21 protein-coding genes and 1 tRNA gene are annotated in these 23,388 nt (G+C 30.3%); 9 read left to right on the top strand and 13 right to left on the bottom strand.

The annotated features are described in order from the left end of the window. The first annotated feature begins 179 nt into the window (after positions 1-179). Entirely contained in the window at positions 180-1,310 is a 1,131-nt protein-coding gene (tgt, locus tag WC223_08410; protein MFA6924264.1) for a tRNA guanosine(34) transglycosylase Tgt, read from the top strand. A 145-nt stretch (positions 1,311-1,455) separates the two neighbouring features. Here tgt and rpmH read toward each other — a convergent pair whose 3' ends face one another. From rpmH to WC223_08355, 11 genes are all read right to left on the bottom strand, one after another. After that, positions 1,456-1,614 (bottom strand): 50S ribosomal protein L34, encoded by a 159-nt coding sequence (gene rpmH / locus WC223_08405; protein ID MFA6924263.1) that lies wholly within the window; start codon positions 1,612-1,614, stop codon positions 1,456-1,458. Between the two features lie 42 nt (positions 1,615-1,656). Continuing rightward, positions 1,657-2,256, bottom strand: coding sequence for a 16S rRNA (guanine(527)-N(7))-methyltransferase RsmG (gene rsmG / locus WC223_08400; GenBank protein MFA6924262.1), 600 nt, complete (start codon positions 2,254-2,256; stop codon positions 1,657-1,659). 93 nt (positions 2,257-2,349) lie between these two features. Beyond that, positions 2,350-4,509 (bottom strand): TonB-dependent receptor, encoded by a 2,160-nt coding sequence (locus WC223_08395; GenBank protein ID MFA6924261.1) that lies wholly within the window; start codon positions 4,507-4,509, stop codon positions 2,350-2,352. A 95-nt stretch (positions 4,510-4,604) separates the two neighbouring features. Then, on the bottom strand, positions 4,605-5,120 hold the full coding sequence (locus WC223_08390) for a hypothetical protein (protein ID MFA6924260.1): 516 nt from the start codon (positions 5,118-5,120) through the stop codon (positions 4,605-4,607). A 127-nt stretch (positions 5,121-5,247) separates the two neighbouring features. Then, positions 5,248-7,668 carry a TonB-dependent receptor gene (locus tag WC223_08385; GenBank protein MFA6924259.1) on the bottom strand — a complete coding sequence of 807 codons (2,421 nt, stop codon included), beginning with the start codon at positions 7,666-7,668 and terminating at the stop codon, positions 5,248-5,250. A gap of 113 nt (positions 7,669-7,781) precedes the next feature. Continuing rightward, a complete protein-coding gene (locus WC223_08380; protein MFA6924258.1) occupies positions 7,782-8,297 on the bottom strand; it encodes a hypothetical protein in 516 nt (171 codons plus the stop codon). Positions 8,298-8,458: 161 nt separating this feature from the next. Continuing rightward, entirely contained in the window at positions 8,459-9,355 is an 897-nt protein-coding gene (locus WC223_08375; GenBank protein ID MFA6924257.1) for a type IV toxin-antitoxin system AbiEi family antitoxin, read from the bottom strand. Further along, entirely contained in the window at positions 9,352-9,915 is a 564-nt protein-coding gene (locus tag WC223_08370; GenBank protein ID MFA6924256.1) for a nucleotidyl transferase AbiEii/AbiGii toxin family protein, read from the bottom strand. The genes WC223_08375 and WC223_08370 overlap by 4 nt, the downstream gene beginning before the upstream one ends. Positions 9,916-9,919: 4 nt before the next feature. Further along, a complete protein-coding gene (locus WC223_08365; protein MFA6924255.1) occupies positions 9,920-10,198 on the bottom strand; it encodes a hypothetical protein in 279 nt (92 codons plus the stop codon). A gap of 254 nt (positions 10,199-10,452) precedes the next feature. Then, positions 10,453-10,526, bottom strand: a tRNA-Ala gene (locus WC223_08360). Positions 10,527-10,580: 54 nt separating this feature from the next. Next, positions 10,581-11,042 carry an energy transducer TonB gene (locus tag WC223_08355; GenBank protein ID MFA6924254.1) on the bottom strand — a complete coding sequence of 154 codons (462 nt, stop codon included), beginning with the start codon at positions 11,040-11,042 and terminating at the stop codon, positions 10,581-10,583. A 121-nt stretch (positions 11,043-11,163) separates the two neighbouring features. Here WC223_08355 and WC223_08350 point away from each other — a divergent pair, with 121 nt between their 5' ends. From WC223_08350 to WC223_08315, 8 genes are all read left to right on the top strand, one after another. After that, the gene (locus WC223_08350) at positions 11,164-13,089 is read left to right on the top strand and encodes a putative porin (protein ID MFA6924253.1); all 1,926 of its coding nucleotides are present in this window, start codon (positions 11,164-11,166) and stop codon (positions 13,087-13,089) included. Positions 13,090-13,228: 139 nt separating this feature from the next. Then, complete coding sequence (locus tag WC223_08345) at positions 13,229-14,461, top strand: metallophosphoesterase (protein MFA6924252.1); 1,233 nt, start codon at positions 13,229-13,231, stop codon at positions 14,459-14,461. 71 nt (positions 14,462-14,532) lie between these two features. Continuing rightward, positions 14,533-16,038: an AMP-binding protein gene (locus WC223_08340; GenBank protein MFA6924251.1), complete on the top strand. Its 1,506-nt coding sequence runs from the start codon at positions 14,533-14,535 to the stop codon at positions 16,036-16,038. Then, positions 16,038-16,712, top strand: coding sequence for a GNAT family N-acetyltransferase (locus WC223_08335; GenBank protein ID MFA6924250.1), 675 nt, complete (start codon positions 16,038-16,040; stop codon positions 16,710-16,712). The genes WC223_08340 and WC223_08335 overlap by 1 nt, the downstream gene beginning before the upstream one ends. Positions 16,713-16,734: 22 nt before the next feature. Beyond that, a complete protein-coding gene (locus WC223_08330) occupies positions 16,735-16,971 on the top strand; it encodes an acyl carrier protein (GenBank protein ID MFA6924249.1) in 237 nt (78 codons plus the stop codon). 16 nt (positions 16,972-16,987) lie between these two features. Next, the gene (locus WC223_08325; GenBank protein ID MFA6924248.1) at positions 16,988-18,670 is read left to right on the top strand and encodes a GDSL-type esterase/lipase family protein; all 1,683 of its coding nucleotides are present in this window, start codon (positions 16,988-16,990) and stop codon (positions 18,668-18,670) included. Between the two features lie 56 nt (positions 18,671-18,726). Beyond that, positions 18,727-20,733, top strand: a complete 2,007-nt coding sequence (locus WC223_08320; GenBank protein MFA6924247.1) for a tetratricopeptide repeat-containing sensor histidine kinase — start codon at positions 18,727-18,729, stop codon at positions 20,731-20,733. 8 nt (positions 20,734-20,741) lie between these two features. Beyond that, positions 20,742-21,278, top strand: coding sequence for a DUF2148 domain-containing protein (locus WC223_08315; protein MFA6924246.1), 537 nt, complete (start codon positions 20,742-20,744; stop codon positions 21,276-21,278). Here WC223_08315 and purD read toward each other — a convergent pair. Both purD and WC223_08305 read right to left on the bottom strand, forming a co-directional pair. Further along, positions 21,275-22,555, bottom strand: a complete 1,281-nt coding sequence (gene purD, locus WC223_08310) for a phosphoribosylamine--glycine ligase (GenBank protein ID MFA6924245.1) — start codon at positions 22,553-22,555, stop codon at positions 21,275-21,277. The genes WC223_08315 and purD overlap by 4 nt on opposite strands. A gap of 3 nt (positions 22,556-22,558) precedes the next feature. Further along, on the bottom strand, positions 22,559-23,388 hold an 830-nt coding region (locus WC223_08305), incomplete at its 5' end, for a GDP-L-fucose synthase (protein ID MFA6924244.1).

Raw genomic sequence — 23,388 nt, 5'->3', positions numbered from 1 at the left:
ATTGCTAAATTACTCCTATTATGTAAATCAATAGAAATTTTTTTTTAACAAGTTATTAAAATAGCAGTAAGTATTTAGTCGTAAGTAGTAAGAAATTGGAGCTAATTTTGGGTTAAAAGATTTTGTAAAATAAAATTTCAGACGCTGATTTGTTATGAAATTTTTTCTACTTTTACAAAATGCTCTTCAAAATTTTAAATAAAGATAAAAATTCCAAAGCACGCACTGGTATTATTGAAACTGCTCACGGTAAAATTGAAACTCCCGTTTTCATGCCTGTTGGGACTTATGGAACCGTTAAAGGAGTTCACCAGCGAGAGCTTGAGGATGATATAAAAGCAAAAATAATTCTCGGAAATACTTATCATTTATACCTTCGTCCCGGTTTGGAAGTTATTGAAAAAGCCGGTGGTTTACACAAATTTATAAGCTGGAATAAACCCATATTAACTGACAGTGGAGGGTTTCAGGTTTACTCACTTGCCGATAGAAGAAAATTGACCGATGATGGCGTAAAGTTCCAATCGCACATTGACGGCTCATCTCATTTTTTCACTCCCGAAAAAATTATTGACATTCAAAGAAGCATTGGTGCCGACATTATAATGGCTTTTGATGAATGTAATTCGTATCCATGCGAATATGATTATGCAAAAAAATCAATGCACATAACTCATCGCTGGCTCGAAAGATGTAAAAAACAATTTAACGAAACTACAGGAAAATATGGTTATGAGCAATTTTTATTTCCTATTGTTCAGGGAAGTGTTTATAAGGATTTACGAAAAGAATCGGCTGAATTTGTAGCATCATGTGAAATGGAAGGCAATGCAATAGGCGGATTATCCGTTGGTGAGCCAAATGAAATCATGTATGAAACCACCGGCTTGGTATGTTCAATTCTTCCCGAAGAAAAACTGCGTTACCTTATGGGTGTTGGCATGCCAGATAATATTCTCGAATGTATTGCTTTGGGAATTGATATGTTTGATTGTGTAATTCCCACACGCAATGCACGCAACGGAATGCTTTTAACAAAAAACGGAATAATAAACATCAAAAACGAAAAATGGAAAACAGATTTTTCACCAATTGAAGAAGATGGCAGCTCCTTTGTTGATGAACAATATAGCAAGGCATATCTGCGATATCTTATTTCCGCAAAAGAAATTCTTGCAGCACAAATTGCAACTCTTCATAATCTGAGTTTTTATATGTGGCTTGTTGCCGAAGCCCGAAAGCAAATCACGGAAGGAACTTTTACGGAATGGAAAAATAAAATTGTAAAAAAAATAACCCGTAGATTGTAACTCATGATAAAATTTATTAATGGAGAACTATGTAGCATTAAATTAAAATCCTGACGGAGCCGTCAGACCTGTCAGAATTTATAAAATAAAAAACCCTTGCCGATATCATCAACAAGGGAAATATAGAGTTATGAAAAAACAAAAATTATTTTTTATGCAATTTTTCGTCCGAAACGGTTAATTTTTTTCTGCCCTTTTTTCGTCTTGATGCCAGAACTCTTCGTCCATTAGCTGTTGACATTCTTTCATTGAAACCATGTTTGTTTCTTTTCTTTCTGTTCGAGGGTTGAAATGTTCTTTTCATTGTTTAATCTTTTTAAATAGAGCCGCAAATATAGGGAATTTTTTATTTATACAAAACTAAGTGTACTATTTTTTTTGTTTGGAAGAATTTTTCTTCAAATAAATTTTTAAGTTCATAAATTTTATTTTTCTCTTTTACGTTTTTTAATTCTTCTTGTAAATCGCCGCCTTTAAGGCAAATCAAATTGTCGGCTTTGTTTTTTGTCCATTTGAGCAATACGGGAATTTCAGATACGGCGCGGCAAACGACAAAATCAAATTTTTCGTTTAACTCTTCCATTCTTGTTTTTTCAGCTTTTATATTTTTAAGTTTCAATTCCTCAATAATTGTGTTCACAATATTTATTTTTTTCCCCACAGAATCAATCAATAAAAATTCCGCTTCGGGAAAAACAATGGCAAGAGGAATACCTGGTAATCCACCGCCTGTACCCACGTCGAGAATTTTCTGAGAACGTTCGAAATTAAAAATTTTCGCAACCGATAATGAATGTAAAATATGACGCTCATAAAGATTGTCAATGTCTTTGCGCGAAATAACATTTATCCTTTCATTCCAGTAAGCGTACAAACCGCCAAGTTTTTCAAGCTGTTCAATCTGATGAGGTGATAAATTTTTAAAATATTTTAAAATTATTTGCATACTTTATTTTATTGATATTAAACCCAACAGGTCTCAAAGACCTGTTAGGTTTTGTGCTTTTTGAAACAATCTCTTAAAAAAAATTGAATAAAATTAAAATTTTAATCTCAAACTTGCAAAAATTTCTCTTCCAGGAGCCGGTTGATAACTGTTATAATCCGAACCATTATTAGGTTCTGTAAACCCCATATATTGTTCATCGAAAATATTTTTCGCAAACAAACTGATTTCAGTATCTACTTTTCCTATTTTAAAATTGTAACTCAAATTAACATTACAAATAGTAAATCCTGTCCTACCCCATGAATCACGTTTAATACCATTTTCGGAAAACTGATGATATACTGAATCGTCAACTTGAATGCACCATTTTGATTGATATTCAGTACCAAGAGTTAGAGTAAGATTTTTTGTTAATTTGAAAGCAATTTCAGCAGCAAGAATATGCTGAGGACATTCAGGAATTCTGTTGTTCTTAACACTGTCGGGAGAAATATACTTGAAATCAGAATAAGTGTAAGCAACATCCAATTTAATGGCTTTAACCGGAGAATAAGACAAATAAGTTTCTAATCCGGTTCTGTTACTTTTCCCAATATTACCATAAAAGGCAGTATTATTGCCTCTTCCAACTATGCTATACCTGTAAAATTCGTTAGTGGAATTAATTATAAAACCGGTTATGTCATAGTGGAAACTTTTCCCTATATCACCTCTTACACCTAACTCCTCGCCCTGTGAGGAAGAGGGTTTAATGGTTTCATTAAAACCACCCCAGTGTGCGGGATTATTATATAATTCATTGTTGGTGGGAGTTAAAAACCCTGTGCCATAGTTTGCATAAACATTGGTTGATTTGCAAACATCATAAGCCAATCCAAATCGAAAAGTAGGAGATTGAAACTCTTTGCTGCCCGAGGTTCTTACAACAGAATCAGGTAAAGGCACATTATTAATTAGCTGGTTATAAACATAATCATAGCGAACATTTAAAGTTGCAAAAAGCTTTTTGGAAATATCAAGTTTATCAATAAAGAAAACTCCTGCACCTCTTTGTTTAATAATCTGGTTTACCAGTATGGTATCTTTATCTATGCATGACTGACCAAAATGAGTATCAGTACGATTTGGATTCTTATCAACACCAAACATGTGTTCCGTTAAAATTTGTGATGTAAAATCGGTGCCTAAGCTGATATGGTTCACAAGTTTTTCTTTTCCCATATTAAGATTATACTGTATAGATGCGCCAGGATTAATAAATGGCTTATTGTCATCTCCATTATTTGAAGTTTCTCTGTAATTATTCAACCTGAAAAAACTTTTTAACTGGATTTCCTGATTTTTACTTATAGCAAATTTGCCTATAGTAGCGCCTGTAAGTCGTTGAGTTAAATGAAACTCATTAAACGGAATGGCATCGGTATTTGCAGCTTTGTGCCCAACTGTATCGTAACGACCTAAATTTATACCTTCTGAGTTTTGATTAAAATAATCAGTATATATAAGCAGTTGTGTGATTTTTACTTTTGCTGAAGGTGTCCAATTGAGTTTCTCACTGAAATTATTTCCCATGAATGCCTGATGTGCACGATAACCGTTGCCTTGTAAATGAGAATAAGAAATTCTGTAGTTAACATTACCTTCAGTGCCATCAATTTGTCCTAAAGTTTTCCAGAACCCGTAAGAACCGGCAGTGGCGTATATTGTACCATTGATTGGTTTTTCACCTCCATCATTTGTAATGATATTAACAACACCGCCATTAGCGCTACCTCCGTAAAGTGAAGCAGAAAGTCCTTTCATGACTTCAACTCTTTTTACGGTTTTCCAGTCCACATCATATAAATCGGGACAAAATCCACCCGGGTCATTAGCAGGAATTCCATCAATAAGAACCTGTATTCCTCTGAAACCACTTTCGGATAATACACCCTGTCCGCGCATATACAAGTGAATTCTTGAACCACCGGTTCCGTTATCAACTTTAATTCCAGGAACAAGCCGCAGTGCTTCATCGGCAGCAATAGTTTTCTGAAAAGAATTTAATTGCTCGCCTGTAACAACCGAAATGGAAGCAGGTATTTCTTTAAGAGGAACATCTGTCCTTGCGGCGTTAATAATAATGTCATTTAATTTTATGGTGTCTTTTATTTTAGATTCATTGTTCTTCGGCTTGTCTTGCGTTTGACTTATTGCATGAATAGTAAATGCAAGAATAAATATTATTGTATTTAATGTTTTTGATTTCATGATTAAAATATTTTATGGTTAATAGATAAAGCAAACTAATGCAATAATTGCATTATAGCTTAAATTAATTAATAAAGGAAATTAAGTAAATTGTTTTAGCTCTTGGGGGGAGGTGATAAAATATTTTTATACACGGATTTATAATCTATTGTATAATTAAAAAAATTAATAGATTTTTCTTTTGTGATTCCTGTGTTTGTAATTTCCTTGAAAAAATAATTATTTATTTGTTTTTTGAAGTTGTTTGTTCTTTTGGATTTACCGGTTTGTTCTTTTACACTTTTATCAAAATTTGTTATTAACTGTTTTTCTTTATGGTCGTTTATACAATAATAATGTATTTTATCATTAGAAATTTCAGATTTAACAATGTCATACATATTGTCATTATATAAAAATTCTTTGTTTTTTTTTATCCATTTTATTTTTAATAATTCGTTAAATGAAAACCTTAATACTACCAGCTTTTTATTGTATGTTTTTAATTGTTTTTGTATTTCTTTTTTTATGTTTTCTTTAATTTGAATTTGTTCAATTTTGAAATTCAAATAATATCCATTAATACCATAAGCGAATCCGCAAATTAATAATATGGAAATTATTTTTTTCATTTAAATTATTTATACAAAAATAATAATTTTTATTGAATCCTTATTATTTTTTAACAAAACCCTAATGAAGGTTCAAGATTCATTAGGGTTTATAAATAATGTCAGCATTAAACTTATAACCTAAAAATTAAATATTTGCTCTCAGAGTTACTATAAAATTTCTTCCAGGTGCACTTATTCCGGAACCAAAAGGACGATATAGCTGGTCTGTTATGTTTTCAACTCCGGCATTCAATCCTAAATATTTGTTAAAATAAAATGCTACTTTAAAATTTAATGTGTACCATCCGGGAACAAAAGGAAGACCATTGGCATCTTTAGCGTAAGGAGTGTTATCGATACGGTCTGCTAAAGGAAGGTCTTTATAATCCATTTTGCTGTTATATGACGCATAAAAATCGAGTTTAAGCTTTTTACGTTCATAGGTTAAATGAGTACTTCCAAACATCGGAGCAATATGCGATATTGGGTAATAAATCAAACTATCTTCGCTTTGTTCTTCGCCTTGCTGATAACAAATAGTAGTTCTTAATCCGATTCCTTTACCGAAACTGATATCAGCTCCTGCCTGAATACCGTAAACATAAGCTTTTGTAATATTTTGTATTGCCTGCACCCGACTCATATCTCCATCATAAATTATGCTGTCTTGTCCATTAAACTGAAAATTTCTGCGAGCAAGTGCATTATTTAGCAATGTATAATATGTGGCAAAATCAACCTTCAAAAAATTGCCAAATGTTTTTGCTGTTCCAATTTCTCCGTTATAAGCATATTCGGGACTTAAATTGGTATTAGGTACTACTACAGAGCCTGGTTCAGACGAAAACACTTTGCCTATGTCATCAATATTAGGTGCACGAAAACCTGTTGACCCATTGATATACATTTGCCATGTTTGATTCGGACTATAAACGAAACCCAAACTTCCATTTAGTGCTCCATTGCTATTTTCAGCATGAGTAAATGGAAATGGGAACATAGTTGTGTCAAAATCAGCTTCAATTATATAATAGCTGTAACGCAAACCCGTACTCATAATCCATTTAGGATTAAATTTGTATTTCAAACTTGTATATGCGCCGTATGCTTGCCATGTTGAACCATTAGGATAACGTGTGTTGGTTGGTTCTTCTGCTCCTGTTTCGATATGCACTTTATTTGCAACCGAACCAACTGAATTATTAAGTACTTCAGCTCCATAAAATAAAGTTGCTTTTTTACCAATTCTTTTATCCATATCGAGATTGAATGAAAGAGCGTCAACAGTTTCTGTCTGATTACGAAGTTTTTTATTATTGAATTTTCTGTCGTGACGGCTTTCTTCGTAATTCTGCATTGCTGCCACAAAACGCAACTGATTATAAAGTTTATTTGGTTTTGAATTTGTAATACCAATTCGATTCATCATCCATTTTTGCGGACCGTAATACCATTGTGCATTATCAAGTTTGCCGTCATTGTTGCCATCTAAATATAATCTGTCATAACGAGGAGCATCTGACGTTGCAGAATAATGAATTGCATAATCAAAATCCCATGATTCGTTGGGTTTAAAACGAATCTTTTGCATTAAGTTCGTTTGACTGTATCCGGAACTAATTTGCAATTGCTTATCTGTATTTACTAATTGTGAATCAATTCCGTTTATTGTTTTCTGATAAACCGGTCGTAAGAAATAAGAATTACCATAAGTCCCTGCTCGTAAGTCACCATAATCTGCTTGACTGAAACTTGTAACAAAAGATAGCTTTTTTAGTCCAATATTAAAATCAAGATGATATGTTTTTTCTGTATTGGCAGACGAAAAACGTCCGAATACATTTCCTTTAAATAATAGTTTTTTTGAACTATCTGCGAGTTTTGGTTGCAAAGTATGAAAATCCATTACTCCGCCTATTGCATCACTACCATACATCACTGCTCCCGGACCAAAAAGTATTTCTGTATTTTCAATAGATGCAGCATCAATAGAAATAATATTCTGAAGATTTCCTGTACGAAAAATAGCGTTGTTCATACGAACACCATCTACTACCAGCATTATTCTGTTTGTAGCAAACCCACGCAAGCTTGGTGATCCTCCAGCTAACTGGCTTTTTTGTATATATGCATACCCACCCGAACCTAAAAGGTCCGCCGATGTTTGTGGATTCTGGAACGAAACCTCTTTAGCGTTTATTTTTTCAATACGATAAGGAATTTCAATTTGTTCCTCTTCCCATCTGTTGGCTGAAACTACAAGCTCATTTAATGATATGGTTATTTCACTTAACTCCACATTAAATTTCATTGCTTCAATCTGAGCATAACTGAATGCTTTTTTTGTATAGACCATATGATGGAAATAAATACTGTCTTTGCCCTTAAAAGCTGAAATGTTAACTTGCCCATTAGCATTTGTAGTGGCAGAAACTTTTAAATCTTTGGAATGTACTACGATACCGGGAATAGGTTGCCGTGTGATTTTGTCAACCACAGTGATATTTTGCGAAAACGCAAAAATCGAATACAAAATTGTTGCAAAAATAAATATATATTTTTTCATTTTTTTTATTCATTTAATTGTTAATTAAAATAATTATTAAAATCCAATTATTCTGAAAAGACCAGAATAAAACAGATTTAAATATAAGTAAAAATAATAAGGAAGTAATTAATCTAACATTTGGGTGGTGGTGAAATAACTTCTAAATATGTATTTGAAAGATTATTTTTATATTTAGAAGAAATTAGTTGAATCAAATTCGCATTAAATAATAAATCTAAATTTCCAGGAAAAGTGTATTCAGGGAAAATTATTTTACTTAAAACTTTTGGAATTTGCTTGTTAGTGTTACCAAAATCTGTTATTTCAGTAGTAAACTTTTCGAAATCGGCAATCAGATTTTCTTCTTGTGTGTCGTTTATGCAATAAACAATAGCTATACCATTGATTATTTCAACTTTCTGAATATCGTAAAGTTTATTTTTATATTTTATTTCGCTTTTATTTATTTTTACTTTATTAAATATTGCAAACGGAATTTTTAATTTTTCAACATTTTTATTGTCAATATACAACTCCGAAAGCATTTCACTGCGAATCGAACACTGATTAATCTTAAACAGCAAATAGTATCCAAAAAACTGGAAAAGAAAAACAAATAATATTAATATATTAATAAGTTTTTTCAATCAATTATTATTTAAATAACAATACAAAATTAAAATATGGCTTTATATAAACCTAATTTTATCAGCTTTTTTATTTTTTGCTTAAAACTTCTTTTATTCTCTTTATAATTTTTTGCCATAATTATAAAGTAATTGGTTAATCCTGTTTTATATGTAAGAGATTAATCATTTAACCCATTAAGCAGTTCTTTTAGAATAAATACAGATTTCTCTGCTGTAATGCCTAAATCTTTAGCAATTATTGTTCCTATTCTACTGCTTTCAGCATCTTGTATATTTGGCTCAAGTATTTCAATTATAAGCTTCTTTACTTTTACTGAACTTGAAAGGGTTTTATTGATTTGTCTGCCAAGCACACGAGCACCGGCAATCATTTTATCAAAGTCATCACCTTCGAATAAATCCAAATGCTGGCGGTAAATCTCTTCTGATTCAATATCGAAAAAATGCTGAATTATATTGCTGATATCCTGAATGTCCGTTTCTCTTTCAAATGGTTTATCTGCCCAAGCAATTAGTTTAAGAATACATAAACCTGACAATGATGCAACTTTTAATTCTTCGCCTGAAATGTTTGTCATTACAGAGTTTTCATATGCTTCCTGAAAACCGTGTATAGATATTTTTGCATCGAATTTATCGCTAAAATTTATATAGCCGGCTGTTTCTATGCATCTTTTGTCTCCTGTGTTAATTAAATCTGCATATACCAGTAAAGGCGGAACTATTTTGCTATCAAATTTATCTTTCCAAAATTTTTTATAGATGCGAACATTCCCATTGGGAGTGGGAATTAAGCCAAATTGTGGGATGAGCTTTTGCTTATTTTCATCGGTGTAAATAGTTAATATTTCCGGGTTAAGATAGTTTGTCAGTAAATTACCTGCCGGCTCTCCACCCCAAAGAGTTTCGTATGTTTTTAATTGCATCTTCTTCCATTTAGCAAATTTATTTTTATCAAAAAACGTAAAATCACCAATATGAATTGCAGGTTTTAAACGGGTATCATAAGCTCCTATCCATTTTTCAAAAAGTTCTTTTTTATTTACAAGCTTCATTCTTTGAATAAAATATGTTCTTTTTGCACATCTTCAAAGAAAGGAAGAGATTTTAATATCATCATCTCATCCAAAGAGCGGTATTTTTTCTTGCAGTAATCAAGTAAGTCATCCAAAGAAATTTTTTGCAGGATAAAATACAAATCCACATAGTCCTTCTCTACTGCCCGGCTCATAATCGCTGATAGTTTCATACAGGCAATATCTTCAATAGAAGCTATTGCAAAATAGCCCGTTCTAATCAAGGGCTTCAGCAGTTCATAATTATAACTAAAAAAACTTAACCGAATGTTATTGTCAATAGAACAGGAAACAGTATTTTTATCCTGCTGGGTAATGGAAAGTTTATGATTTTTAAAAACTGCCTCAAGTTTCTTTATTAAGACAACAGTATCATAATCATCTTTTTTAAAAAAATCAAAATCAATGCTGTCCCTATGACCTATCTGGAGAGCCAAGCCTGTTTCTCCGGCAAGATAAAATCCTTCGTCTGCAAAATGCTTAAAAAGAGGAAGGATAGATTTTCTTTTATTGTCGAGAATATCCCAATGAATTTCCATAAGATTATGAAAAACGGTTTTTTCTTGCAGGTGAAGCATGATAAATCAGCGACCAAAAATTAAGGGACTTCCTATCCCATTCAGATTTAATGCTGTTATTAATAGTTTCAGTGATTTCTTTCTCGTTGAAATTTTCCCAAAGCCACTCTATCGCTTTTTTTGTCCCGTGATTAAGTACATTAAGAATGATTCTAAAGCGGTCATCGGGATTTGAAAGATTAATCTTATCTGTGTCATAAGACCAAAGGCAAATTTTTACTGCTTGGGGTAATTTGCGATTCATAATTACATTATAACATAAAGTACAGGAAGAAAAAAGCGCTCTTTGTCAGAAGAACAAAAATACACAAATTTATCCACTTCTGCAATAAAAAAAAGAAAAGCCGTAATTTTGCTTGTGGACTGTCCACTTTTCGCCAAAATTCCGGAGTGTAAATTTATATCAGGATTTAAGTATTAACCTGTAAACTTTTTTTAGGACGAGACACTTTTCAAATAATGCCAAAAACCCTTTATTTACTATGGAACACGCCTTAGTGGAGTATAGGGGAGTCGAACCCCTGACCTTTAGACTGCCAGTCTAACACTCTAGCCAACTGAGCTAATACCCCGTTCGTTTGCAAAAGTAAAAAGAATAATAAATTTTATAAAGTTAATCATCAAATTTAATGGTCTGCTCTGACAGGAACAGTTATAACAACATTCATTTTAACAGGCACATCATTTTGAATAGCCGGAGCATATTTTAACGGTTTCAGTAAACGAATAATTTCTTCATCAATACCGAAACCAACTCTTTTAAATATTTGAATGTTTTTCAAAGTGCTGTCAATAGCCACATCAAAACTAACAATAACTTCTCCGTTTATCTTTTTTGCTTTAGCTTCGTCACTATATTTTATATTATAATAAAAATATTCATACAAAGCTTTTTCTCCTTGCGGATACATAGGTTCTTTCTGAAGTTCTACATTCATATTCTGATTGTATTCGTTGTTCTTCGAGCTTTTGATGTTTTTTTGACTTACCTTGCTTTCAGAAGTTTTTGTATTTTTACTATTTTGATTTTGTGCAGAAGCATTCAAAATAAAGAGGAAAAACAAAATAAAAAATAATTTTCTTTTCATGATGTTTTGGATAAATAAAACACAAAGTTATATCATTTTTTCATCACTGCTTATAAATCACTGCTGAATTCTATTATTTTTTTCATAATTTTGGCTTTTATTTTGATAATATAGAAATTTGATGACTCCGTTATTTTTTAAAAAATTATTTTTTCTGGCGATAATATTTTTTTTATTTGCCGGAACTATACTTGGAAAAGATAAAAAGGATTCGGCAAAAATCAAAAACGATTCCATCAAAACAAAATATTTTTTTGAAAACTCATTGCAAAATAAGAAAGTTAAGCTAAAATCAGTTGACACGGATTTAGTAAATATTCAAATTTTTAATCCCGTATATAAAACCGACAACTTTTACAGAAGTTTGGGAAATCTTAGTTCGCCTTATTTTCCTTTAAGCTTTTCCTTTGATTATTTTGATTATTCTGATTTTGGCAAAAATCCATATTCAATATACTGCATTAAAAACGACAGCGTAAAATATTTTAATACCGACAAAGCATTTACCGAATTATATTATGTTAACGGAATGAAAAAAGAAAATATTTTTCATGTTTTTCACACCCAGAATTTGAGCAGAAATTTTAATGTTGGTTTAAATTATCAGGTTATAAATGCACCAGGATACTTTTTTCATCAGAGAACGGACTGTTCGAATTTTCTGCTGTTTGGACATTATTTTTCAAAAAACAGGCGATATCAGTTTTTGTTCAACGGCATACTTGATAAAATAAAAATTCAGGAAAACGGAGGTATCGTAAATGATACTGCATTTGAAAAAGGTTTGAATACCGACTTTATGCTTTATGCCGCTAATCTCACAGATGCTCAGAATTTAATAAGAAGAAAAAGTTTTTATTTAAAACAATTTTATGATATATCGGTTGAAAAAAAATATAAACTCATTAATGATACTACTAAAAAAAAATATGTAATTCCGAAACAAAGAATTTCACATTCCTTATTTATTGAAGAAAAATCTTTTATTTATTCCGATAATTCCGATACAAGCAACATTTTCTATAAAAATTATTTTATAACAAAAAATTCCACATTCGACTCCATAAATATTATTAAACTCGAAAATTCACTGAACTGGAATATTTTTGAAAAGGATTCTTCTAAAAATATTTTCGGAAAAATAAATATAAATGTTGGCTGCAAACATCAGTTATTCGAGCTATTTCAAACATATACCGGAGTTGATACGGTTTTTCAGAATGTTTTTTCCGATTTAGCAGTTTATTCGGGAAATGAAAAAAAATTATTCTGGAAAATAAAGGGAGAATATGGAATAAACGGCTATAATGCGGGCGACTATAATGCAGAAATTACTCTTGCAAAATATTTTAACAAGGACTCTTCAAATTGCTCGGCTGTGATTTTAAACGGCGGCATTTCAAATTCCACACCGGAATATTTTTTGCAGCATTACAAATCAAATCATTTTACATGGAACAATAATTTTGAAAAATATAACAAAGCATATTCGGGCTTGTCGTTTTCATATAAAAGTTTAATTCTGAAACTTGATTATTACATGCTCAAAAAAATTATTTGTTTTAATGCATTTGCTCTTCCTTATCAAACGAGCTTACCAATAAATGTTGTTAAAAGCGAAATTGTTAAAAATTTTAAACTCGGTAAATTTCATTTCGACAATCATTTGGTTTATCAATATTCCGATGTCGAAAATATTATCAGAATACCTGAATTTATTACAAAAAATTCATTTTATGTCAATTTTAAAATGTTTAAAAAAGCTTTACTAACTTCTTTAGGAATTGATATTTTATATTACTCGGGATATTATGCAAATTCATATATGCCTGCAACTTCAATATTTTATCCTCAGTATGAAAAAGAAACAGGAAATTATCCTTTTGTTGATTTTTTCTTTATAGCGAAAATAAAGCGCGCAAGAATTTTTGTAAAATCAGAACATTTAAATGCCGGACTTAACGGGTATGATTTTTATAATTTTCTTCATTATCCATCACCTTCACGAACATTCAAATTCGGAATTTCATGGATAATGCTGAATTGAAAAAATAATGGAAAATTGTTTTTAAAATAAATAGTTATACTACAAATGGCTAAAAATTTAACTTTTGCTGAAATAAAATTGTTGAATTGTTAATTGTAAAAAAATCTTAAATCCTAAATTCTAAATCCCAAATTAAACAATGTATTCAAAATTTATCATAGCTTTTTCAATTATTGCAATAGTTTTCTTTTTGTTCGATTTGTACATTTATCATGCATTTCGGTATTTTTTTGAAAAGTCATTTCAACACTCAAAGAAATTATTTAAAAAAATATTCTGGTTTATTTCAGCTTTATGTTTTATTTTAAATGTAGCTGCAATTCTTTCAAATCACGGTTTAGGAAGAATTATAAGTAATTCCATTCTTATTTTTTTTATCCTGATTTATATTCCCAAAATATTCATGCTCATTCCTTTGCTTCTTGATGATTTAAGAAGATTAGCAATTTTTGTTTACAGAAAATTCAGAATGGGAAAAACAAACAGATTGCGGTTCCTATTAAAAACATCATTGTTTACAGGCATCTCAGTTTTTGTTTTGTTGAGTTATTCGATTTTTTTTGGAAATGATAATTTTAAAATAAAAAGACATACTATTTATTTTAAAAATCTTCCATCTGCTTTCAATGGTAAAAAAATTGCGTTGTTTTCAGATATTCATTGCTCTAATGTTGTTATGAAAAGTACTGTTAATCATATAATTGAAGCGATGCTGAATGAACATCCCGATATGATATTTTTTCTTGGTGATTTGGTTGTTTATGAAACATCAGAAACAAAAGAGTTTGTTGAAATTTTTAAAAAAGTAAAAGCTCCGCTTGGTGTTTATTCAATTCTGGGAAATCATGATTACGGCGATTATTCTCATTGGAAATCAGAAAAAGAAAAAGAAAAAAATCTTGAAGATTTAAAAATGACAATAAAAAATTTCGACTGGAATTTATTATTAAATAAAAACAATCTAATAGGAATCAAAGGAGATACAATAGCCATTATAGGAACTGAAAACTGGGGTAATATTCACAGGTTTCCAAGGAAAGGCAATATTATTGCAGCTTATACGGGAACTGAAAATGCTCTTTTCAGAATTTTATTAACACACGACCCGAGTTATTGGAATACAGGAATTCTGCCTAAATATAAAAACATTGATATTACTTTTTCCGGTCATACTCATGCTTTTCAGTTTGGTTTTGAAATCGGAAAATATAAATGGAGTCCTGCAAAATATTTATATGAATTCTGGGATGGATTGTACAATGCCGGAGAGCAATATCTTTATGTCAACAGGGGAATGGGAAACGTGGGAATACCCGGACGACTTGGTATGTTTCCCGAAATAACAATTATAGAATTAAGAGTTAAAAAGTAATAATTCAAAGGTATAATAATGTGAGATGTTAGCTTAAAGAAGTTTGCATACTCAAAAAAATAAATTTTATTTTGAAAACACTCGAAAAAATAAAAAAATCATGCGAAAGATTTCCTGAAAAAAATGCTTTTTTTATTAATAATAAATTTTATACTTATAGAGGATTTTCACAAATAGTAAGTAATATAAAATATTCAATTGAAAAGGAAGAAACTAAAAAAGGCAGTTTAATTGGTATAATTATTAACGACGATATTTATACTTATTCTTCAATTTTTGCAGTTTTATTTTCAGGAAATGCATTTGTTCCAATAAGTCCAAATAATCCTATTGACAGAAATATTAATATTATTGAACAATCGGAAATAAAAATTTTACTTTCAAGTGAAAAAAATTCTGAATTTGAAAACAATGAAAAATTAAAAGCTTTAAAAATATTAGATACAACCCAAATTGAAAATAAATTACTATCCTTCGACATTTCAAATATTTCAGAAAACAAATTAGCATATTTATTGTTTACTTCGGGAAGCACAGGAGTACCAAAAGGTGTACCTATTACAAGAAAAGCATTAGATTCATTTGTTGATGCGTTCTTTGCTTTGGGTTATAAAATTGATGAGAATGATAAATTTTTACAAATGTTCGATTTAACGTTTGACTTGTCAATTATGAGTTATGTTATTCCGCTTTGCATTGGAGCATGTGTATATCCGGTTTCATCAAAAGGAATTAAATATACCGGTGTTTATGATATTCTTGAAACGCATGAAATAACTTTTGCCCTGATGGTTCCATCAATTTTGTCGTTCCTGCGTTCTTATTTCAAAGACATAAAACTCGAAAAACTCAGATATTCTCTTTTTTGCGGTGAAGCATTATATAATGATATTGTAGGAGAATGGTCGGAATGTGTTCCAAATGCATTAATTCAAAATGTTTACGGTCCCACTGAAGCAACTATTTTTTGCCTCACTTACAACTGGAATAAAAAATATTCTGATGAAAAATCTTTCAATGGAATTGTCAGCATTGGAAAACCAATGAACAATATTTCTGCAATTATTATTGGTGAAGATTTAAAGTTTGTACCAGATGGAGAAAAAGGAGAATTATGTTTATCGGGAAATCAACTCACAGAAGGTTATTGGAAAGCTCCTGAAAAAAATAATGAATCATTTTTTAAATCAGAAAAAAATAGTGAAAAGTTTTACCGGACCGGAGACATTTGTTTTATTGATAAAGATGGTGATTTTGCATATTGCGGAAGATTGGATAACCAAATAAAAATTCAGGGATTTCGTGTTGAACTCAGCGAAATAGAACATCATGTACGACAAATAACAGGATTGGCAAATGTTGCCGCAATTCCTCTTGTAAACAAATTCGGAAATACTGAAATTTATTTATTTGTTGAAAACTACAAAAATGATACTAATAAAATTCATGAATATCTGAAATCAAAAATTCCACAGTATATGCTTCCTGTTGATATTTCATCAATACCGGTTTTCCCTTTAACAACAAATGGAAAAATAAACAGGAAAGTATTATTGGAATTAATTAAATTAAATTGATGAAAAAAAACATAATAATTCGCAAGGCAGAAGAAAAAGACATTGATTTTCTTATAAAAGCCATAATTGAAGCCGAAAAGAGCGGAACCGATAAAATAAGTTACTGCAACATATTTAGTGCAAGCGAAAGCGAATTAAAAAATATTCTAAAAGAAATTCTTATCGAAGACATAGAAGGACAAGAACTCTGCATTTCGGGTTTTTTGATTGCCGAGATTGATGGAAAATATGCAGGAGCAATATGTTCATGGCTCGAATGCAAAAACGATGTTCAAAGTAAATTCATAAAATCAAATATTTTATTTCATTATTTTGGAAAAGAACGTTGCGACAATGCTGCCGCCAATTTCGAATTTCTTGAAGATTTACATATTGAACGTGAAAAAAATTGTTTGCAGATTGAATCAGTTTATGTTGAAAATGAATTCAGAGGAATGGGTATTTGCAAAGAATTAATTAAAGAACATATAAAAAAACATTCTGCCCAAAATTCTTCATTTAAAAAAGTACAGATTATTCTGGCTAAAACAAACAAAAATGCATACAAAGCATATAAAAAACTCGGGTTTGAAATAGTGCAGGGAAAATTTTCGGATAATAAAAAAATACTTAGTATATTGCCGTCCAATAGGATGATTTTAATGGAATGCAATATTGAAAAATTGAAAGATTAAAAAATTTAAAAGATTAAAAATTATGAAAGATAAAGTTGCTGATAAGTTAAATCAAATATTCAGAAAAGTTTTTAAAGACAATGGTATTAATATTACTAATGAAATGTCTGCGAAAGATGTCGAAAAATGGGATTCCTTGAGTCATCTGATTTTGATTTCAACAATAGAAAGTGAGTTCGGAATTAAATTTAAATTAAAAGAATTAATAGCGATGAAAAATGTAGGCGATTTAATTCAAAATATAAATTCTAAAATATAAAATATTTTGCTTTGCAATGAGAAGTAATGTTTTTAAAATATTTGCAATTATAGTACTAGTGGAGATTGTGCTTTTGATTTATTCTTCTATATTTCCGGAAATAAACATTTCCATTTTTAACAAAAATTTTAAATTTAAATTTCTTTCAATTGACGACATTTTAAATTTTGAAAAGAAAAAAGAAAATAAAGTAGCAGATAAAATTGTCAGCACATATCTGCAAACTGATACATCAAAAAATGAAAAGGATATTATAAATCTAATTTCAAAACTTCCGCTTGATTCGTTGAAAATAGAAAAAATAGCGCAGGAAATAACAAGTAAACATTTAACTAAAGATTCTATTGAAAACACGAAAATCATCAAAGACATTATAAATAATTATCTCACAAATGATTTTTCGAAACCTCAGAAAATATTGAAAAGATTATTGCTTGCTTATCTTGGTGTAAATTTTAAAAATGATTTTCTCATTAATCCCGAAGTATTTAAAACCAGACCGCTTGATGCTTTTTTTAGTGCTTTGGCAAATAATAAAGACACTGCAATTATAAGAATTGCACATTACGGTGATTCACAACTTGAAGGCGACAGGATAAGTTGTTACCTGAGAAAACGATTTCAGCAAAAGTTTGGTGGCTCAGGTATCGGTTTTGTTCCTTTTGTTGATATTGCAAAAAATGTCAGCTTAACAAGGTACAACAGCGAAAACTGGACAAGATATACAGTTTTCCATCACCGATTTTATAATAGTTTTTATGGCTTATCCGGTACAGTTTTTAAATTCAGAAAATATGTATTGAATAATGACAGCATTATTGCAAATATTGCCGATTCCATTGGTTTGAAGAATTATAAGATTTTCCCTAATGCCGTTATTGATTTGAATCTTGAAGGTTATGTGAATTATCAAAACATTTCATTAATGTACGGACATTCATTAGAAGATTGTATTGTAAATGTTTATAATAATTCTACAAGAGAAAAAATTTATACCGATACGTTGAAAACTTCCGAATCAATAAACATTCAAAAACTCAAATTACCATTGTATTTGCAAAATTTCCGTCTGGAATTCATATGCGACAACAGTCCTGATTTTTATGGATTGCTTATCGATAGCAAGAACGGTGTTCAGGTTGATAATTATGCTATACGTGGTCATTCTGGCGATGGACTTCTTCTTATAAATTCCGATTATCTTTCCCGTCAGATTGAAATGCTGAATACAAAACTTATTATTTTTCAATTCGGAGCAAATGTTGTTCCTTATATATATTCAGATAAACAATGTGATTGGCTTGAAACAGTATATTATAATCTTTTTATGAAATTCAGGAATGCTGCAAAAGACGCAAGTATTTTGGTTATAGGTGCCGGTGATATGGCAACAACAATTAATGGCGAAGATATGTCTTATCCTTATCTGCCAAAAATTCGTGATGCTCAAAAAAATGCAGCAATAAAAGCCGGCTGTGCTTTTCTTGATTTATTCAAAATTATGGGAGGCAGCAACTCAATATTGACATGGGTTTCGAAGCGACTTGCCTCAAAAGACGGGCATTTCTCAAGCAAAGGGCAGGAAATAATAGGAAATGAACTTTTTAACGCCTTAATGCTCGAGTATGATTTATACAAGCTCAATCCCTCAGTAAACGGGAAAAGTATTTCATCAATTAAAAAACTTAGAGATAAATAAATGTATTTTTATTTAATATTTTTGTAATATTGAGAGAGTTTTTAAGATATATGGTAATGTTAAAAAATTTAATTATATTATTATTATTTATCAGCTTTTCATGTTCATCAAGAGCAGTAGCAGGAAACAAGTTTGATAGTATTGAAATTACACTGAAAAACGCAAAGGGTACGGATAGAATTAAATTATTGAATACACTATCTTATGAATATTCATCTGTTGATTTAAAAAAATCATTAAGCTATGCAAAGGAAGCACTGATATTATCTTCAAAATCTAAATACATGCTTGGCGAAGCAATAGCAATGCAAAATCTTGGACTCAGCAATTTTTATGGTGGAAATTACAATAAAGCTTTAAAATATATATTTAATTCCATACAAAAACTTCAGTATATAAACAACACCGAAAATACAGCTTTTTCGTACTATTTGCTCGGTTTAATAAATGATAACCTTAAAAATTACACCAAATCAATTGATTTTTATAACAAAGCATTAAAAATATATGAAGAAATAAAAGATACGCTTGGACAAGCAAAGACATTCAATAATATCGGCTCTGTTTATAAAGATATCGGAGAATATGATGACGCACTGAAATATCTGTCAAAAGCGCTTAAAATATTTGAATTAAAAAATGACATAAAAAATATTTCTGTTATTTATTCCAGTATCGGAAATGTGTATTTTTTGCAAAATAATTATCCAAATGCCCTTAAATCATTTAAAAATTCTCTGACAATAAATGAACAATTAAATGACATTGGAGGCGAAGTCATAAACCTTAACAACATAGGCGAAGTTTTTAAAAGTACCGGTAATTACGATAAAGCAATGGAATATTTTATGCAATCATTGAAATATTCGAAACAGATAAATAATATTTCACAGAAATTGATTTCATATAATAACATTGCCGGCGTTTATTTTGCAATCAATGATTTTAAAAATGCATATCAATATAAAATATTATACGGAAATCTTCTCGATTCAATATTAAATAAAGAAAAGCTTGAACAAATTACTAAAATGCAGATAATTTTCGAAACCGAAAATCTTGAAAAAGAAAATCAGCTTTTGAAATTTAATAATGACCTGAGCAAAGTAAATGTTGAAAAACAAAAAGCATACCGAAATCTTTTTCTTGTCGGATTTATTGCTACACTTATTTTACTGGTATTAAGTTTTGGTTTTTACAGAATAATAAAACGTTCAAACAAGTTGCTAAAAGAGCAAAAAGAAAATATTGCCAAGTCGAATGAAAAATTAATTGAAATAAATGAAAAATTAAAAAAACAAAAAGAAGTATTAAAAGAATTAAATGAAAAACTACTTGAATCAGAAGAAAATCTAAGAGAAATAAATGAAAGAAAAGATAAATTCTTTTCAATAATTTCACATGATTTAAGAAATCCTTTTGCTTCAATCGTAAGCTTCGCAAGAATTATGAGAAGAGATTTGGATAAAATGAAAAAAGAAGAAATACTTGAACTTACCGAACAATTAAATAAAGTAGCGCATAGAATCAACAATCTTCTTGAGAATCTTTTACTTTGGTCTAAAATGCAGACAAACCGACTTGAATTCAAACCCGAAGAAATCAAACTTTCAAGAATAGTAAATAGCAGTATTGAACTTTTAGGTCAAAGTGCAAAAAACAAAAATATTAATCTAACCTTTAAAGCTTACGATAATATTACTGTGTATGCTGATTATTACATGGTTGATACGGTTCTGAGAAATTTAATTTCAAATGCAATTAAATTTACACATAGCGGAGGTTTTATTAAAATTATAACCGAACGCAAAAATGATGATGTTCTGATATCTGTGGAAGATAACGGAATAGGGATAAAGAAAAGCAGCATTGAAAATTTATTTGAAATAGGTCATCACAGCGATTATGGAACTGAAGATGAAAAGGGAAGCGGCTTAGGACTTATACTTTGCAAAGAATTTGTTTTAAGAAATAAAGGTAAAATATGGGTTGAAAGTGAAGAAAATAAAGGTTCCTCTTTCAAATTCACTCTTCCTTTGAACAAAGAAATGAAAATCTCTTAACATTTATCATGGCTGTAAAATTTGAAGAAACTATAAGAAAAAATGCAATAAAAAACATTGCAGAAAATATTCTTATTGCAGCCAGAACCGCACCAAAAGGGAAAGGTATTGACAATACTGTAATGGCAATTGTTGAAAAAGAAGATATAAAAAAACTTATTGGCAAAATGAATGAAATAGGTGAAAAATATGAATATTCCATATTTATTCGCGATGCAAAAAATATTCTTGATTGTGAAATATTGCTTCTTTTCGGAACAAAAATCAAATCTATAGGGTTGAAAAAATGCGGAATGTGCGGATTTAAAAATTGCCAAGAAAAAGATAAACATCCACATATACCCTGCGTTTTCAATACCGGTGATTTGGGAATTACAATTGGTTCGGCAGTAAGCACTGCTATGAACTATAAAGTTGATAATAGAATTATGTTTACGGTCGGACAGGCTGCACTCGAACTAAAACTTATGGGTAATGATGTAAAAATTGCTTACGGGTTGCCGTTAAGTGTTTCTGCTAAAAATATATTTTTCGACAGAAGCTAATTATACAAAAACTCTTTTCCAATATCTTTTCTGTAGTATTTTCCTTCAAAATTTATTATTTCAGCATTTCTGTACGACTTGATTAGTGCAAATTTTATGTCTTTATCCATTGAAGTTACACTAATTACTCTTCCTCCATTTGTCAAAACATTATTATTATCAGGTTTTGTTCCCGCATGAAAAACAATACTTCCGTCAACTTTATCCAAAGAAGAAATTATTTTATTTTTTTCATAAGAACCGGGATAACCTTTTGAAACAAGCATTACAGTTGCTGCTGCTTTTTTTTCAAACATCAAATCGGTTTTACTTAAAGTTTCATTTGCAACATTTGTAAAGAGTTCGAGTAAATCACTTTTAATTCTCGGAATCACCACTTCCGACTCTGGGTCGCCCATTCGGCAATTGTATTCAATAACATAAGGATTTCCTTCAACATTTATCAAACCAAAAAATATGAAACCTTTATATTTTATTTTCTCATTTTTTAATCCATCAATAGTTGGTTTTATAATTTTTTGCTCAACTTGCTGCATAAAATTTTCATTTGCAAAAGGCACCGGAGATACTGCTCCCATTCCACCTGTATTCAGCCCGATGTCTCCTTCACCTATTCTTTTGTAGTCCTTTGCTTCGGGTAAAATTTTATAGGAATTTCCATCAGTTAAAACAAAAACCGAAAGTTCAATTCCTTTTAAAAATTCTTCGATAACAACCGTTTTACTAGCTTCACTGAATTTTGATTTCAGCAACATCTCGTTAAGTTCGTTTTTTGCTTCAGCAATATTATCAACAATCACAACACCTTTACCTGCTGCAAGTCCATCGGCTTTTAAAACATAAGGTGATTTTAAGCTTTCAAGAAATTTATATGCATCATTTATATTTTCTTTTTGAAAACTTTTATATTTTGCAGTAGGAATATTGTATTTATTCATAAATATCTTTGCAAAATCCTTGCTGCCTTCGAGCATTGCTCCGTCTTTACCGGGACCGATAACCGAAATATTTTTTAATTCTTCATTTGCCAGAAAATAATCTGTTATGCCTTTTACAAGCGGGTCTTCGGAACCAACAACAACCATATTGATTTTATTTTCAACAACAAAAGATTTTATTTTTTCGAAATCAGTTGGGTTAATGTCAACATTTGTTCCACACAATGATGTTCCGTAATTTCCGGGAGCAATAAATAGTTTAGAAAGTAATTTGCTTTGTGCGATTTTCCACGCAAATGCATGTTCTCTTCCTCCTGAACCAAGTAATAGAATGTTCATGAATCAACTTTTATAAGTTTCATAAGTTTTCTTAATCCCATCAGCAAGTGAAATTGTAGGTTTCCAGCCGAGTTTTTTTATTTTAGAAACATCAAGTAATTTTTTTGGAGTGCCGTCGGGTTTTGTGGAATCGAAATCAATTTCGCCTTTAAAGCCAACAATTTCTTTTATCAAAAAAACGAGTTCTTTAATTGTCAAGTCCTCGCCAATGCCGATGTTTATAATTTCTTTTTCGTTATAATTATTCATAAGAAAAACGCATGCTTCGGCAAGGTCATCAACATTTAAAAATTCGCGGTAAGGAGTTCCTGTTCCCCATATTTTTAAAGTTGTTTTGTCTTTTGTAATAATGCCATACTTTTCCAACAAATCTATTAATTCATTATTTTTTAATTGAGCAACATCTAAATTTCTGAGAGGTCTTTTTTTAAAGTCGTTTTTTATTGCATCAAAATCTTTATTTTCCAAACATTTTGCAAGGTGCATTTTACGTATTAATGCAGGAAGCACATGTGAATTCTCCAAATCGTAATTGTCATTTATTCCGTAAAGATTTGTAGGCATTGCGGAAATAAAATTACAATCGTACTGTATTCTGTATGATTCGCAAAGTTTAAGTCCTGCAATTTTTGCAATTGCATAAGGTTCATTTGTATTTTCAAGTTCACCGGTAAGAAGGTATTCTTCTTTTATGGGCTGTGGTGCAAGTTTCGGATAAATACACGAAGAACCGAGAAACAAAAGTTTTTTTACATTATTTTTAAATGATGCATGAATAATATTTGCTTCAATCATTAAATTAATATAAATAAAATCGGCACGGTAAGTATTGT

It is taken from the genome of Bacteroidales bacterium (assembly GCA_041671145.1).
In the GTDB taxonomy this organism is placed as follows: Bacteria; Bacteroidota; Bacteroidia; order Bacteroidales; family JAHJDW01; genus JAQUPB01.
Note: the sequence above shows the minus strand (reverse complement) of the source record. Positions and strands in the feature narration are given on the sequence as shown.